We start from the raw sequence: 16,808 nt of genomic DNA, 5'->3' as shown, positions 1-16,808 counted from the left end.
TTCCCTCCCAACAAGCCTAAAAATTTCCTTTAGCAAAAACACCGCGGTTTATGCTATAATAACGCCAATTTTTCTCTAAGACTTAGGAAAACGCAATGTCTGAATTAACCCAAGATATCACCCCGATTAGTATTGAAGAAGAACTGAAATCTTCTTATCTCGATTATGCCATGTCGGTCATTGTTGGCCGTGCTTTGCCAGATGTGCGTGACGGCTTGAAACCCGTTCACCGCCGTGTGTTATTCTCCATGGATCAAAGTGGTAACACCTACAATAAATCTTATGTGAAATCCGCTCGTGTGGTCGGTGATGTGATCGGTAAATATCACCCGCATGGTGACAGTGCCGTGTACGACACCATTGTGCGTATGGCACAACCGTTCTCGTTGCGTTATATGTTGGTAGATGGTCAGGGAAACTTTGGTTCCATTGATGGTGACGCACCTGCGGCTATGCGTTATACCGAAGTTCGCATGCAGAAAATTACACAGGAATTATTAACGGATTTAGATAAAGAAACCGTGGATTTCTCGCCGAACTATGACGGTAAAGAAATGATTCCTGACGTCTTGCCAACCAAAATCCCGTCCTTGTTAGTCAATGGTTCTTCGGGTATTGCGGTCGGTATGGCCACCAATATTCCGCCCCATAATCTTGGCGAAGTGATGGATGGCTGTTTAGCCTATATCGATAATGAGGACATCAGCATTGATGAATTAATGCAGTTTATCCCTGGCCCAGACTTCCCGACTGCCGCCTTAATTAACGGTCGCCGAGGCATTGAAGAAGCCTATAAAACAGGGCGTGGCAAAGTTTACGTACGAGCCAAAGCGAGCGTAGAAACCAATGACAAGGGCCGTGAAAAAATCATTATCACGGAAATTCCTTATCAAGTAAATAAAGCCAAATTGGTCGATAAAATCGCTGAACTGATTCGTGAAAAGAAAATTGAAGGCATTGCGGGCATTCTCGATCTTTCCAACAAAGAGGGGATCTGCCTCGAAATTGACATTAAACGTGATGCCGTAGGTGAAGTGGTATTAAACCACCTCTACGCCTTAACCCAAATGCAAGTGACCTTTGGGATTAACATGGTCGCCTTGGATCACGGTCAACCGAAATTATTCAATTTAAAACAAATCATTGCCGCCTTTGTCAAACACCGCCGTGAAGTGGTCACTCGCCGTACCGTGTACGAACTTCGCAAAGCCCGAGAAAGAGCGCATATTTTAGAGGGGTTAGCCATTGCCTTAGCCAATATTGATCCCGTGATTAATTTAATCCGTGCCTCAAAAACGGCCGAAGAAGCCCGTGAGGGATTACTTGCGCAACCTTGGGCTTTAGGCAATGTGGCGCCTATGTTAGAGGCGGCGGGCGTAGATGCCTCTCGCCCTGATGATTTAGCGGCTGAATTTGGCGTGCATGATGGTCAATATTTCCTTTCAGATGCACAAGCTCGTGCCATTTTAGAATTACGTTTACACCGTTTAACCGGTTTAGAACACGAAAAGATCGTGGAAGAATATCACGATATTTTAGTCGAAATTGGCGAATTATTGCATATTCTCACCAGTGCCGAACGCTTGCGTGAAGTAATTCGTGAAGAATTAGAATTAGTTAAAACCAACTTTAATGATGCCCGTCGCACCGAAATTACCGCTGCCTCTGGTGACATTAATTTAGAAGATTTAATTGCCCAAGAAGATGTGGTGGTGACCCTTTCTCACGAGGGCTATGTGAAATATCAACCCGTCACCGATTATGAGGCGCAAAAACGGGGTGGCAAAGGTAAATCGGCCACCAAAATGAAAGAAGAAGATTTCATTGAAAAATTATTGGTCGCCAATACCCATGATACGATTCTCTGTTTCTCAAGTCGTGGCCGTTTATATTGGTTGAAAGTCTATCAATTACCACAAGCTAGTCGTGGCGCACGTGGACGTCCAATCGTGAATATTTTACCGTTGGAAGAAAACGAACGTATTACAGCGATTCTCCCAGTGGCGAGCTATGATGAAAATAAATTTGTCCTCATGGCCACCGCAGGCGGTATCGTGAAGAAAACTGCTCTCACCGAATTTAGTCGCCCACGTGCCAACGGCATTATTGCGATCAACTTACGTGATGAAGATGAATTAATCGGCGTAGATATTACCGACGGTTCCAGTGAAATTATGTTGTTCTCCTCACAAGGTCGTGTGGTCCGCTTTGCCGAAACGGCCGTGCGAGCCATGGGACGAACTGCGACGGGCGTTCGAGGCATTAAACTTGCTTTAACCAACGATCTTTCTGATGATGAAAGTGCGGTAGAAATAGAAGACGTTTCTGATGATAACAGCGAAGACACCTTAGATCTTAACATTGATAAAGTGGTGTCTTTGGTGGTGCCAAAAAATGATGGCGAAATCTTAACCGCTACGCAAAACGGTTACGGTAAACGGACGAAATTGGAAGAATATCCAACCAAATCACGTAACACCAAAGGCGTGATCTCCATTAAAGTGAGTGAGCGTAATGGTAAAGTTGTGGCGGCTACGCAAGTAATTGATACTGACCAAATTATGTTAATCACTGACGCAGGCACACTGGTGCGTACCCGCGTCAGCGAAGTCAGCATTGTGGGCCGTAACACTCAAGGTGTACGTTTGATTCGTACCACTGAAACCGAGCAAGTCGTCAGCTTAGAACGTTTAGCCGAAACGGAAGATGATGAATTTGAGGGTGAAATCGAAAATTCAGAAGAATAGAAAAATACCACAAAAGCCCCGCACTCACGTACGGGGCTAATTATATAACGCCACGCTGTGGCTATTTCATAAAAAAGATGCGGAGCATCGTTACTTGTCTAACCCCGTACGCCAGTGCGGGGAATTTGAGGATAACATTATGACAACCAACCAACCAACCAACCAACCAACCAACCAACCAACCAACCAACCAACCAACCAACCAACAGCGATTTTCGTGATTAATTTAGCCAAGTCAACCGAACGCAAAAAATTTATTTCTGACCAATTTGAACAACTACAAACCCAATCCCAACGCCAAATAAATTACCAATTTTTCACCGCAGTTTACGGCAAAGAAAACCCCGATTTTTATCTTTTCAAAAAATACAATGAACAAAAACGCATTGCTCGTAAAGGTTACGCCATGAACATAGGGCAACTCGGCTGTTTTGCCAGTCATTATTTATTATGGGAAAAATGCGTGGAATTAAATCAGCCGATTATTGTGTTGGAAGATGATGCCATACTACAAGAAAATTTCTTAGCCACATACGATTTTACCGCTACACCACAAAATATAGCCGAATTTTTCTGGCTTTGTCCTGCGGGTTGGTCAGCATATTGGACTGGCAAAAATAAACCACACAAATCTAAAAATTACCTCCGCATTTCGCCAGAGGTGGGGGAACTTCGCCAATATTTTAAGGGTTGGGGCAATACGACAGGCTATTATATTACGCCCAAAGCCGCACAAAAATTTCTCAGTCAATGCCAAGAATGGGTGTATAACGTAGATATTACCATGGATCGTTATTGGGAAAATCAAGTTCAATTTCTAGGATTAACGCCACCTTGTGTTAAACCTGATTTCAGTCAGGATTCCAATATTGCCCCACACGCTATCATTCAACGTAGAAGTTTGTGGACTAAAATTAGACGAGAATACTATAAAATACAAAGTAATTTACACAAATGGTTATATGATTTGCGTCATCAAAAAATATGATCTACGTCACAAAACCAACATTTCCCTTTTAACAAAGACAGCATAAAGTGCTACACTCTATCAGAATTTGATTTTAACTTTAAAAGGTGATTTTTATGACAACTTATCGTATTGAAAAAGACACAATGGGCGAAGTGCAAGTACCGGCGGATAAATACTGGGCGGCACAAACTGAACGCTCTCGCAATAATTTTAAAATCGGGCCTGAAGCCTCTATGCCACATGAAATTATTGAAGCCTTTGGTTATTTGAAAAAAGCAGCAGCCTTTGCTAACCATGATTTAGGCGTGTTACCTGTTGATAAACGTGACTTAATTGCACAGGCTTGCGATGAAATTTTAGCACGTAAATTAGATGACCAATTTCCACTTGTCATCTGGCAAACCGGTTCTGGTACGCAATCTAATATGAACTTAAACGAAGTGATTGCGAACCGTGCTCATGTGTTACATGGCGGTAAATTAGGCGAAAAATCTTATATTCACCCAAATGACGATGTAAATAAATCCCAATCTTCCAACGATACTTACCCAACTGCCATGCACATTGCGGCGTACAAAAAAGTCGTGGAACATACTATTCCAGCGGTAGAACGTTTACAAAAAACCTTAGCTAAAAAAGCGGAAGAATTTAAAGATGTAGTGAAAATCGGCCGTACTCACTTAATGGACGCAACTCCACTCACATTAGGTCAAGAATTTAGTGGCTATGCTGCTCAACTTTCTTTTGGATTAAAAGCCCTTAAAAATACCTTACCGCATTTAGGTCAATTGGCGTTAGGGGGTACCGCAGTGGGTACTGGCTTGAATACACCAAAAGGCTATGATGTGAAAGTAGCAGAATATATTGCAAAATTCACCGCACTTCCATTTATTACCGCTGAAAATAAATTTGAAGCCTTAGCGACGCATGATGCAGTAGTGGAAACTCATGGTGCATTAAAACAATTAGCCATGTCATTGTTCAAAATTGCACAAGATGTACGTTTATTAGCCTCTGGCCCACGTTCCGGTATCGGTGAAATCTTAATTCCTGAAAATGAACCCGGTTCATCTATTATGCCAGGTAAAGTCAATCCAACCCAATGCGAGGCCTTAACCATGGTGTGTGCCCAAGTGTTAGGTAACGACACCACGATCTCCTTTGCAGGTAGCCAAGGCCATTTTGAATTAAACGTGTTCAAACCCGTAATGGCGTATAACTTCTTACAATCTGCACAATTATTAGCTGACGCTTGTATTTCTTTTGATGAACACTGTGCGAGCGGTATTCAACCAAATCACCCACGCATTAAACAATTGTTAGAACAATCTTTAATGTTGGTGACGGCCTTAAACACCCATATTGGCTATGAAAATGCAGCAAAAATCGCCAAAACGGCTCACAAAAATGGTACCACATTACGTGAAGAGGCCATTAACCTTGGCTTAGTGGCAGCGGACGATTTTGATAAATGGGTGCGTCCAGAAGATATGGTTGGCTCATTAAAATAATTTAATCCACCAAAACTTGATACGGCTCAATTTTTTGAGCCGTTTTTTATTGCACAAGCCTGTCAAATACCCTACTATTACACTCAACTTTATAACATCAAAGGATCATCCTACATGAAAAATGAATTAATTTGCTATAAACGTATGCCAGTTTGGACAAAAGACAGTTTACCGAAAATGTTCCAAGAAAAGCACAACACCAAAGTCGGCACATGGGGAAAATTAACCGTGCTGAAAGGCCAACTGAAATTTTATGTGTTAGATGAAAACGGCACGGAATTAAGCCAACATATTTTCACACCGGAAAGCGAGATTCCGTTAGTGGAACCGCAAGTTTGGCATAAAGTCGAACCCCTGTCTGATGATTTGGAATGTTTCCTTGAATTTCATTGCAAAAAAGAAGATTACTTCAGCAAAAAATATAATATGACCCCCACTCACTCCGAAGTCAAAGCGGCGGTTGAACAAATTAAGCCATGCAAAGTGTTAGATTTAGGTTGTGGACAGGGACGAAATTCACTGTTCTTAAGTTTACTTGGCTATGATGTGACGTCTTGGGATCACAATGAAACCAGTTTGGCTTTTTTAAATGAAACCAAAACTAAAGAAAATCTACCGATTTCCACCGCAGTTTATGATATTAATTCAGCCAATATTCAAGAAAATTATGATTTTATCCTTTCGACCGTGGTATTTATGTTCCTTAATCGTGAAGCTGTGCCAGCGATTATTGAAAATATGCAAAGCCACACCAATGTTGGCGGTTATAATTTAATCGTTGCGGCCATGGACACTGCCGATTATCCTTGCCCTGTGCCATTTTCTTTCACCTTTAAAGAAAATGAATTGCGCCATTATTATGCGGACTGGGAATTGTTAAAATATAACGAAGAATTAGGTGAATTGCATAAAACCGATGCCAATGGCAATCGAATTAAAATGAAATTTGTTACCATGTTGGCGAAGAAAAAATAATGCAAATTTATGGTTTATTAGTGGATGATCAAACTCGCTGTGAGCATTATCACAGCGAGGTAGATATTATTGCCATTCAATTCAAATGTTGTGGAAAATTTTACCCTTGTTATCAATGCCACAATGCGTGCGAAAATCACCCCATTGAACGTTGGCAACCTAACGAATTTGAGCAACAAGCGATTTTATGTGGTCATTGCCAATGCACACTGTCAATTCAACAATATATGCAGGTCACCCATTGCCCTTATTGCCAAGCACAATTTAATGCAGGGTGTAAAAAGCATTATGGGATTTATTTTGAGATAGCATAAACCGCGAATTAAGCGCCCCTGATTTCGCCAACTTTTATCACATTAAGCCGTCATTTTCGTACGAGAATATCACGGCTTTCACGAGGCTAATTCAAACGTCCTATATCCTTTTTATCACCTTTATTAATAACTGATAATTATTCCTATTACGTTGATTTCAGTCATAATTTAATTTCTTTATTTATGATCTGAATCAAAATTATCCCTGTGCTAAATATAGATTTTGACCCACATTTATTGTATGCTATAAAGTGATTTTTAACCTTTTATTAACAACAAAAGCTCAAAATAACCTGAGTTATTTGAGACTACTTTAACTTAAAATTTTCTACCTCTATTTCCAACTTTGTTGGATAAGGATTATCTATGCAGATATCAAGACGTAAGTTCTTTAAAGTCTGTGCAGGTGGTATGGCGGGAACGTCTGTAGCAGCGTTAGGTTTAATGCCAGCAACAGCGTTAGCAGCACCTCGTGAATATAAACTTTTACGAGCAAAAGAAACACGCCAATCCTGTACTTACTGTGCGGTCGGCTGTGGGATGCTGATGTACAGTCTTGGTGACGGTGCAATGAATGCCCGTGGTAAGCTCACTCACGTCGAGGGCGACCCTGATCATCCAGTGAGCCGTGGGGCGTTATGTCCGAAAGGGGCGGGCGTACTCGACTATGTCAACAGTCCAAACCGCTTGCAATACCCTGAATATCGTGCACCGGGTTCTGATAAATGGGAACGCATTTCTTGGCACGAGGCCATTCATAAAGTCGCTCGTTTACTCAAAGATGACCGTGATGCCAACTGGCAATCTGTCAACGAAGAAGGGACGCCAGTCAATCGTTGGACGACCACGGGACTATTAGCCGCCTCAGCGGCCAGTAACGAAACCTGTATGCTAACCCACAAATTCGGGCGTGCATTGGGAATGTTAGTTTTAGACAACCAAGCGAGTACCTGACACGGACCAACGGTAGCAAGTCTTGCTCCAACATTTGGTCGCGGTGCCATGACAAATCACTGGGTTGACATTAAAAATGCAGATGTCGTTATCGTGATGGGCGGTAATGCCGCTGAGGCTCACCCTGTGGGTTTCCGCTGGGTCATTGAAGCCAAAAAACATAATAAAGCCAAATTAATGGTGGTGGATCCCCGCTTTAACCGTACAGCAGCGGTAGCGGATTTCTACTCCCCTATTCGTTCAGGTACGGATATTACACTCTTATTAGGTGTCATTAAGTATTTGTTAGACAACGATAAAATTCAACACGAATACGTAAAACATTATACCAACGCCAGTTTCTTGATTAACGACGGTTTTGGCTTTGAAGATGGTCTATTCACTGGCTATGACGCAGAAAAACGTAGCTATGATAAATCTACGTGGTCATACCAACTGGATGAAAACGGTCAGCCAAAACGGGATATGACCTTACAACATCCACGTTGTGTCATCAATCTATTGAAACAACACGTGCAACGTTACACCCCTGAAATGGTAGAACGTATTTGTGGTACCAAACAAAAAGCGTTCTATGAATTTGCTGAAACCATTGCCTCCACCGCTGCCCCTGATCGTGCTGCGTCATTCTTGTATGCTTTAGGTTGGACACAACACACCGTCGGCACACAAAATATTCGTTCGATGGCAATGATCCAATTATTGCTAGGAAATATTGGCGTGTCTGGAGGTGGTGTCAATGCGTTACGTGGACACTCTAACGTACAAGGCTCTACGGATATGGGCTTGTTCCCAACCATGTTGCCGGGTTATATTCCGTTGCCAACAGAGAATGATGTGAGCCTTGATGCGTTCTTGAAACGGATTACCCCAAAAGCCACCGTAGAGGGGCAGATGAACTACTGGCAAAACACACCGAAATTTATGGTGAGTATGCTGAAAGCGTTCTATGGGGATAACGCCACCAAAGACAATGAATTTGGTTATCACAATTTGCCGAAACAGTACAAAAAGAAACTGGATCACTTGCAATTTATTGATTTAATGGATCAAGGCAAGATCAACGGCTATATCTGTCAAGGTTATAACCCATTGGCCTCTTATCCAGATAAGAATAAGATTTCAAGTGCGTTGCGAAAATTGAAATTTTTGATTATTTGTGACCCATTGGCGACAGACACCTCTGAATTCTGGAATTTCCATGGTGAATTTAATGATGTGAATCCAGCGGATATTCAAACGGAAGTGATTCGTTTACCAACCATTTGTTTCGCCGAAGAAGATGGCTCCATTGCTAACTCTGGCCGTTGGTTACAATGGCACTGGAAAGCCGCCGAGCCACCAAAAGAGGCTAAACCGGATGTGGATATTTTATCTGAAATCCGTGAAGTGATGTTGGAAATGTATCATAAAGAGGGTGGCCCATCCGTGGAAACCATTGAGGCCATGACATGGGACTACGCTAATCCGCTTGAACCAAAAGCCGACGAACTGGCCAAAGAAAACAATGGTTATGCGTTGGAAGATCTGTATGACGCACAAGGTAATTTGATTGCGAAAAAAGGCGATCTATTATCCAGTTTTGCCCAATTACGTGATGACGGTTCAACGTCGTCCGTAATTTGGATTTATACCGGTCAATGGACACCAAAAGGCAATATGATGGCGAATCGGGATAATAGCGATCCATCTGGTTTAGGTAATACCCTAGGTTGGGCGTTTGCTTGGCCGTTGAACCGTCGTATTGTGTATAACCGTGCGTCGGCTGACTTAGCAGGTAATCCATGGAATCCAAAACGTCAATTAGTGAAATGGAACGGCAAAAACTGGAACTATGTGGATATTGCCGACTTCGGTACCGCACCGCCAAATAGCAATGTGACGCCATTTATTATGCAACCAGAGGGTGTGAGCCGTTTATTCTCCTTGGATAAAATTGTAGAAGGACCATTCCCTGAGCATTATGAACCGATTGAAACGCCGATCGGCACCAATCCACTGCATCCAAATGTGGTGTCAAACCCTGTGGCACGGATTTTGGAAAATGATAAAGCCAGTTTCGGTCATTCTGATGAATTCCCTTATGTGGGCACCACTTATCGCTTAACCGAACATTTCCACTTCTGGACCAAACAATCCATGTTAAATATGATTGCTCAACCAGAGCCGTTTGTGGAAATCAGTGAAGACTTGGCGGCTGAAAAAGGCTTGAAACAAGGCGACACCGTGAAAGTAAGCTCGAAACGTGGTTTTATCAAAACCAAAGTGGTAGTCACTAAACGGGTGAAATCCCTTGATGTAGATGGCAAAAAAATCCATACCGTGGGGATTCCAATTCATGGCGGATTCTCCACCGTGGGTAAAAAATCGTTCTTGGTGAACACATTAACGAGCCGTGTCGGTGATGCCAACACCCAAACACCAGAATATAAAACATTCTTGGTTAACATTGAAAAAGTATCGGAGGCCGCATAATGACAGTACAAGAACAAAGCATTGTTAAAAGCTCAGCGACTTCTTTTGTGACTCCCCCACCGCATGCACGTTCGCATGTGGTAGAAGTAGCAAAACTGATTGATGTCACCACCTGTATTGGCTGTAAGGCCTGTCAGGTGGGTTGTTCAGAATGGAACGATATTCGTACTGCACCACAAGAATGTGTCGGGATTTACGACAACCCAATCGATCTGGATGCGGAACAATGGACGGTAATGCGATTCCAAGAAGTGGAGGAAAATGATCGTCTAGAATGGTTGATCCGCAAAGACGGTTGTATGCACTGTACCGAACCGGGTTGTTTAAAAGCCTGTCCATCACCGGGGGCGATTATTAAATACGCTAACGGTATTGTGGATTTCCAATCAGATAAATGTATTGGTTGTGGTTATTGTATTGCAGGCTGTCCGTTCAACATTCCACGGATGAATCCAAAAGACAATCGTGTTTATAAATGCACCCTTTGTGTGGATCGAGTCAATGTGGGACAAGAACCCGCTTGCGTAAAAACCTGCCCAACCGGTGCAATTCGTTTTGGTTCGAAAGAAGACATGTTGCATTATGGCGAAGAACGTGTGAAAGAACTCAAAACACGTGGCTACGAAAATGCCGGCATTTACGATCCTGAGGGCGTGGGTGGCACGCATGTTATTTATGTTTTACATCATGCGGATAAACCTGAGCTTTATTCTGGCTTGCCAAAAAATCCAAGCGTGGATCTTTCTGTGGAAATCTGGAAAGACTTGCTCAAACCTGCTGCTGCTGTGGCCATGGGTGGCTTGTTGTTGGCCGAAGTGGCTCACTATGTAAGCGTTGGACCAAACGTGGAAGAAGATGTTCATGATCATTTTGAAAAATTTGAACAAGAAGATCGTGAAATCGCCGAACGTAAGGCCCAGAAAAAACGAGAAAAAGAAGAACAGAAAGCCAAGAAACAGCAAGAAAAACTGGCGAAAAAAGCCAACAAGGGGGATAAATAATGAGTGAACATGAAAAACTGACGGAAATTACGCAAGATACCCGTATTATTCGTCACAAAGCCCCTGCTCGTGTAGCACATTGGCTGTTGGTGATTTGCTTTTTCACCACCGGCTTATCAGGTTTGGCCTTTTTCTTCCCTGATTTTGCGTGGCTAACTTACATTCTCGGTACGCCTGCCATTGCTCGTGCGGTACACCCATTTACGGGAATTTTAATGTTTGTCGCCTTTATTATTATGGTGCTGACTTATTGGCATCATAATATTCCAGAGAAAAATGATATTCGCTGGTTAAAAGGCACCAAACAGGTGTTACTCGGCAACGAACACGATGTGGCTTACAACGGCAAATACAATCTCGGCCAAAAAATGTTATTCTGGACCTTGATTTTAGCCATGTTTACCTTGCTTGCAACAGGGATTATTATGTGGCGTCAATACTTCAGTCATAACTTCTCGATTCCGGTAATTCGTATTGCGATTCTGCTCCACTCTGCCAGTGCCTTTGCCTTGTTTACAGGGATTATGGTACACATGTATATGGCGTTTTGGGTGAAAGGATCTATTCGAGGCATGGTCGAGGGTTGGGTCACCGTACGCTGGGCCAAAAAACACCACCCGAAATGGTTTAAAGAAGAAGTGTTACCAGAGCTTGAAAAAGAAGTGGCGGAGAATAAAAAAGCTGCTCAAGTGGCTGAGTAAGCCGATTACTTCTCCCCCCAAAAAGTCCCCTCTCCCTCTGGGAGAGGGTTAGGGTGAGGGTAAAACAAAACCGAAGATTAAGATAACCCTCACCCCAGCCCTCTCCCAGAGGGAGAGGGGGTATAAATTACTTCAAAAGTGCGGTAGAATTAACCGCACTTTTTTACATAAAAAGAAACCCGATTAACGAGAACATTATGGCAATCCGAATACTCCCTGAAAATGAAATTAAACAAATAGCAAGTTCCTTTCAACAGCCACCTTTGCTTTTTGCTAACACTAAAAACCTCTACGAACGCCGAGCTAAACGCTTACGTGATTTAGCTCAAGATCATCCGTTCGCTGATTATCTTGAATTTGCGGCCAAAATTGTGGACGCACAACTATTAATTTTACAAGAAAATCCTCTCACCAAACCCACTGAAATCACTACTGATATTCAGCCATTAAATGTGAAAACTTGGCAACGTAGTCCACAATGGCGTGATTATTTAACCGCACTATTAAGCGAAATCAAACCAGAGGCCAACGAACAAATGCTTGGCACTATCGACAGCCTAGAAAAAGCCTCTACCGAGGAAATTGAACAGTTGGCCGATAAATTACTGGCTCAAGATTATGCCCAAGTCAGTAGCGATAAAGCCGTGTTTATTTGGGCTGCCTTGTCGCTGTATTGGTTACAGCTCACCCAATATCTGTCACACAATACACAACAAGAAAGTGGCGAGGGCTTGCACTACTGCCCAGTTTGTCAATCTGCCCCCGTGTCTAGCATTATTCACTTCGGCACCGAACAAGCCTTACGCTATTTACACTGTTCACTCTGTGAAAGTGAATGGAATGTGGTGCGAGCCAAATGCACCAACTGCGACCAATCCAAAGAATTGGAATATTGGATGATCGACAAAGATCAATCTGCGATACGCACTGAAAGTTGCGGTGATTGCCATAGCTATTTGAAAATTCTGTATCAAGAAAAAGACCCTTATGTGGAAGCCGTCGCCGACGATCTCGCTAGCATTTTCTTGGATATTGAAATGGAAGAAAAAGGCTTTGCCCGCAGTGGGGTAAATGCGTTTATGTTCCCCGCAGAATAGATTTAATTTTACACTTTAAGGATAATAATATGACATACAAAGTAATCGCCTTTGATTTAGACGGCACCTTGCTCAATACCAAAGGGCAAATTTTAGACAGTAGCAAACAAGCCATTGCGGCGGCTCGAGCCAAGGGCGTAAAAGTGGTGATTGTGACGGGTCGCCATCATACCGCCGTCAAACCTTATTACCATGAATTGCAATTAGATACCCCGATTGTGTGTTGTAACGGGACTTACATTTATCACCCCGCCACAGACGAAGTGGAACTGGCTAATCCGCTTTCTGCTCGCCAATGTGAAACTGTGTTAAAAATTGCGGAGCAACATCATTTGGATTTATTGATGTACAGCCGTGATGCCATGAATTACGAAAAATTGAATGACCACATGACCAAATTCACCCAATGGGCGGCAAGCTGTCCTGAGCATGTGCGTCCAAATGTGCGTCAAGTGAGCGATTTTGCGGAAATTTTCCATCATCCAAAAGAACAAATCTGGAAATTTGTGATCAGCTCGCCAAATCGTGCGGATATGGAAAGTGCGGTGCAAAATTTGCCGGTTTCTGAATTTAGTTGCGAATGGTCTTGGATTGACCGTGTGGATATTGCTAACAATGGCAATAGCAAAGGCGGTAAATTGTTAGATTTACTCAAACAATGGCAAGTGGATCCGCAAGAAGTGATTGCCTTTGGTGATAACCACAATGACACCAGTATGCTCACCGCTGTGGGTTATGGCGTGGCCATGGGTAATGCCGAGCAAGAAGTCAAAGATCAAGCCAAATTTGTGACGACGGCGAACGATGAAAATGGTATTGCCGACCTGTTGGCAAAATTACTGTAATCTCACTGCGTATGGCACAAACCAAAACTTGTGCCATACAAATAAAACTTGTCCTTTTCTATTCCGTCTAATATGCTAAAATCCGCATTGTTTACTTTTTATTTTACTCGAGTGATTTTATGCTACCCCGTTTGAAAGATATTCCTCAGATCAATCCCCTTGTCGTCGACTATTTGAATGATTTACGGCGACAAGCCTTTGAGGGAGATGTGGCCTCTCATTATGCGGATCGTTTAAGCCTTGCCACCGATAACAGTGTTTATCAACTGTTACCGCAAGCCATTTTATTTCCGAAATCCGTGGCAGATGTGGTGCGTTTAACCAAGTTAGCACAACAAGAAAAATACCAAACGCTGACATTCACGCCTCGTGGTGGCGGGACGGGAACCAACGGGCAATCACTGAATAACAATATCATTGTAGATCTTTCTCGCCACATGACGGGGATTTTAGAACTCAACGTGGAGCAACGTTGGGTGCGAGTGCAAGCGGGTGTGGTGAAAGATCAGCTTAACCAATATCTTAAACCGCATGGCTTATTTTTCGCCCCTGAACTCTCCACCAGTAACCGAGCCACGCTCGGCGGTATGATTAACACCGACGCCTCTGGGCAAGGATCCTTGCAATATGGCAAAACCTCCGATCATGTGTTGGGCTTACGTGCGGTGTTGATGAATGGTGAAATTTTAGACACAACTGCGGTGAAAACTGAGGGATTTTCTGATCATTTGCCTGACACCTTGTCGGCCCAAGGTCGTCATTTACATCAAGAAATTTTTACCCGTTGCCAAGCCAAACGGCAAGCTATTTTGCATGATTTGCCGCAATTAAACCGTTTTTTAACCGGTTACGATCTGAAAAATGTCTTTAATGATGACGAAAGCGAATTTAATTTAACCCGAATTTTAACCGGCTCCGAGGGATCCTTGGCGTTTATTTGTGAGGCGGTGTTAGATCTCACGCCAATTCCCCAATATCGCACCCTGATTAATGTGAAATACCGTTCCTTTAATTCCGCCTTACGTAACGCCCCGTTTATGGTGCAAGCCAATGCGTTGTCGGTGGAAACCGTGGACAGCAAAGTATTAGGCTTGGCAAAAGAAGATATTGTGTGGCATTCGGTTAAAGATTTGCTCAAGGAAGAGGAAGATAATCCAATTTTAGGTTTGAATATCGTGGAATATGCGGGCAATAATCAGGCAAAAATTCAGCAATTTGTCACCGCACTTTGTGAACAATTAGACCACAAAATCGCCCATCAACAAGACGATATTATCGGCTATCAAGTCACCCATGATTTGACCTCCATTGGGCGCATTTATGCTATGCGCAAAAAAGCGGTGGGCTTGCTTGGCAATGCCAAAGGTTGGGCTAAACCCATTCCTTTTGTGGAAGATACCTGTGTGCCACCGGAAAATTTAGCCGATTATATTTTAGAATTTCGTGCGTTGCTTGATAGCCACAATTTACAATATGGCATGTTTGGTCATGTGGATGCGGGCGTTTTACATGTGCGTCCCGCCTTGGATTTAACGGATATTGAGCAAGTGAAATTGTTCAAACAAATTTCCGATCAAGTGGCCGACATGACCCGAAAATACGGCGGGTTAATTTGGGGCGAACACGGCAAGGGCATTCGTTCTTATTATGGCGAGAAATTTTTTACCCCTGAATTATGGCAAGAATTGCGTTATGTGAAAACCTTATTTGACCCCCAAAATCGGTTAAATCCCGGTAAAATTTGCATGCCGTTAGACTGTACGGACGAGCTGTATGGTTTGCTTTCGCCAATGCGTGCCGATCAAGATCGACAAATTCCAATTAAAATGCGGGAAGAATTTAAAGGCGCCATGAATTGTAACGGTAACGGATTGTGCTTTAATTTTGATGTGCATAGCGTCATGTGTCCGTCCATGAAAGTGAGCAAAAATCGGGTCTTTTCGCCGAAAGGGCGGGCGGCAATGGTGCGTGAATGGTTGCGCTTAATGGCAAATGAACAAGTGCAACCAGAGCAATTAGAATTCAAAAAATCGTCCATTAAACTGGCCGAATTTGTGCAAAAAATCCGCCATTCTTTCAAGCAAAAACAGGAATATGATTTTTCCCACGAAGTCAAATTTGCCATGGATACCTGTTTGGCGTGCAAAGCCTGCGCTAGCCAATGCCCAATTAAAATTGACGTGCCAAGTTTCCGTGCCAAATTCTTCTATTTTTATCATCAACGCTATTTGCGCCCCGCTAAAGATTATGTGGTGGCGAATTTAGAAATTGCCGCCCCTTATATGGCGAAAGCGCCGCAATTTTTTAATTTTTTCACCCAATTAAAACCGGTGCAAAAAATGGTGGAAAAAACCTTAGGCATGGTGGATTTACCACTGTTATCACAACCGAATTTACAACAACAATTAGTGGAAATTGGCTATCAAGGGCAAACCTTGGAACAGTTGGAAAACCTATCCGACCTTGCCAAATCCAATATGTTGTTGATCGTACAGGATCCTTATACCTCTTATTATGATGCCAAAGTGGTACGTGATTTTGTGGCGTTATGCCAAAAACTTGGCTATCAGGCAATTTTGTTACCTTTTAAACCGAACGGCAAAGCGCAACACATCAAAGGCTTTTTAGGGCAATTTGCTCGCACTGCCAAACATCAAGCCGACTTTTTAAATCGTGTGGCAAAATTAGGCGTGCCGTTGGTGGGCGTGGATCCCGCCATTGTATTGTCCTATCGGGACGAATATAAGGAAACCTTAGGCAAAGATCGAGGTGAATTTCAAGTTATCACGGCTCACGAGTGGCTGATGTCACAATTACATTCCACCCAGATTGAAAGTGCGGTGAAAAAATTGCAAGATTTCCACCGCAGTTTAAAGCCAGAAACCGCAAAAGAAAGCTGGCAATTATTTGCGCATTGTACCGAATCCACGTTAATGCCAACCAGTCCGCAACAATGGCAACAAATATTTGCCGCCTTTGGTGAAAACTTGCAAGTGCAAAATGTCGGTTGTTGTGGCATGGCTGGCGTATTCGGCCATGATGTAAATAATCAAACCATGTCAAAAGCTATTTATCAGCAATCTTGGCAAACGAAATTACAAGGCAAAAATCCAGAACGCTGTTTAGCCACGGGTTATTCTTGCCGTAGCCAAGTGAATCGTTTTGACCATTTTAAGCCAAAACACCCCGTTCAAGCATTATTAACGTTATTTAATTAG

Annotated in this window: 10 protein-coding genes and 1 pseudogene; all 11 read left to right on the top strand. The window is 42.9% G+C overall.

What is annotated here, in order from left to right:
* Nucleotides 1-95: 95 nt before the first annotated feature.
* The 11 genes and pseudogenes from gyrA (at nt 96) to ydiJ (ending at nt 16,808) form a co-directional block, all read left to right on the top strand.
* Nucleotides 96-2,747 (top strand): DNA topoisomerase (ATP-hydrolyzing) subunit A, encoded by a 2,652-nt coding sequence (gyrA, locus tag ACTG7X_RS01220; RefSeq protein WP_439256730.1) that lies wholly within the window; start codon nt 96-98, stop codon nt 2,745-2,747.
* Nucleotides 2,748-2,886: 139 nt separating this feature from the next.
* Entirely contained in the window at nt 2,887-3,735 is an 849-nt protein-coding gene (locus ACTG7X_RS01215; RefSeq protein WP_439256729.1) for a glycosyltransferase family 25 protein, read from the top strand.
* 95 nt (nt 3,736-3,830) lie between these two features.
* The gene (fumC, locus tag ACTG7X_RS01210) at nt 3,831-5,228 is read left to right on the top strand and encodes a class II fumarate hydratase (RefSeq protein WP_439256728.1); all 1,398 of its coding nucleotides are present in this window, start codon (nt 3,831-3,833) and stop codon (nt 5,226-5,228) included.
* 114 nt (nt 5,229-5,342) lie between these two features.
* Nucleotides 5,343-6,203 (top strand): SAM-dependent methyltransferase TehB, encoded by an 861-nt coding sequence (gene tehB / locus ACTG7X_RS01205; protein WP_439256727.1) that lies wholly within the window; start codon nt 5,343-5,345, stop codon nt 6,201-6,203.
* Nucleotides 6,200-6,517 carry a CHY zinc finger protein gene (locus ACTG7X_RS01200; RefSeq protein ID WP_439256867.1) on the top strand — a complete coding sequence of 106 codons (318 nt, stop codon included), beginning with the start codon at nt 6,200-6,202 and terminating at the stop codon, nt 6,515-6,517. Before tehB ends, ACTG7X_RS01200 begins: the two co-directional genes overlap by 4 nt.
* Before the next feature lie 366 nt (nt 6,518-6,883).
* The gene (fdnG, locus tag ACTG7X_RS01195; protein WP_439256726.1) at nt 6,884-9,946 is read left to right on the top strand and encodes a formate dehydrogenase-N subunit alpha; all 3,063 of its coding nucleotides are present in this window, start codon (nt 6,884-6,886) and stop codon (nt 9,944-9,946) included.
* A pseudogene (fdxH, locus tag ACTG7X_RS01190) lies at nt 9,946-10,839 on the top strand (formate dehydrogenase subunit beta); the annotation flags it as partial. The gene fdnG and the pseudogene fdxH, both read left to right, overlap by 1 nt.
* 107 nt (nt 10,840-10,946) lie before the next feature.
* Nucleotides 10,947-11,648 (top strand): formate dehydrogenase subunit gamma, encoded by a 702-nt coding sequence (locus ACTG7X_RS01185; RefSeq protein ID WP_439256725.1) that lies wholly within the window; start codon nt 10,947-10,949, stop codon nt 11,646-11,648.
* Nucleotides 11,649-11,845: 197 nt separating this feature from the next.
* Entirely contained in the window at nt 11,846-12,745 is a 900-nt protein-coding gene (gene fdhE, locus ACTG7X_RS01180) for a formate dehydrogenase accessory protein FdhE (protein WP_439256724.1), read from the top strand.
* 29 nt (nt 12,746-12,774) lie between these two features.
* A complete protein-coding gene (locus tag ACTG7X_RS01175; RefSeq protein WP_439242006.1) occupies nt 12,775-13,590 on the top strand; it encodes a pyridoxal phosphatase in 816 nt (271 codons plus the stop codon).
* Between the two features lie 119 nt (nt 13,591-13,709).
* Nucleotides 13,710-16,808, top strand: coding sequence for a D-2-hydroxyglutarate dehydrogenase YdiJ (gene ydiJ, locus ACTG7X_RS01170; protein ID WP_439256723.1), 3,099 nt, complete (start codon nt 13,710-13,712; stop codon nt 16,806-16,808).

Origin of the sequence: Lonepinella sp. BR2271 (genome assembly GCF_051851515.1) — a bacterium.
Lineage (GTDB): Bacteria > Pseudomonadota > Gammaproteobacteria > Enterobacterales > Pasteurellaceae > Lonepinella.
This window is presented reverse-complemented; position numbering and strand designations above follow the sequence as displayed.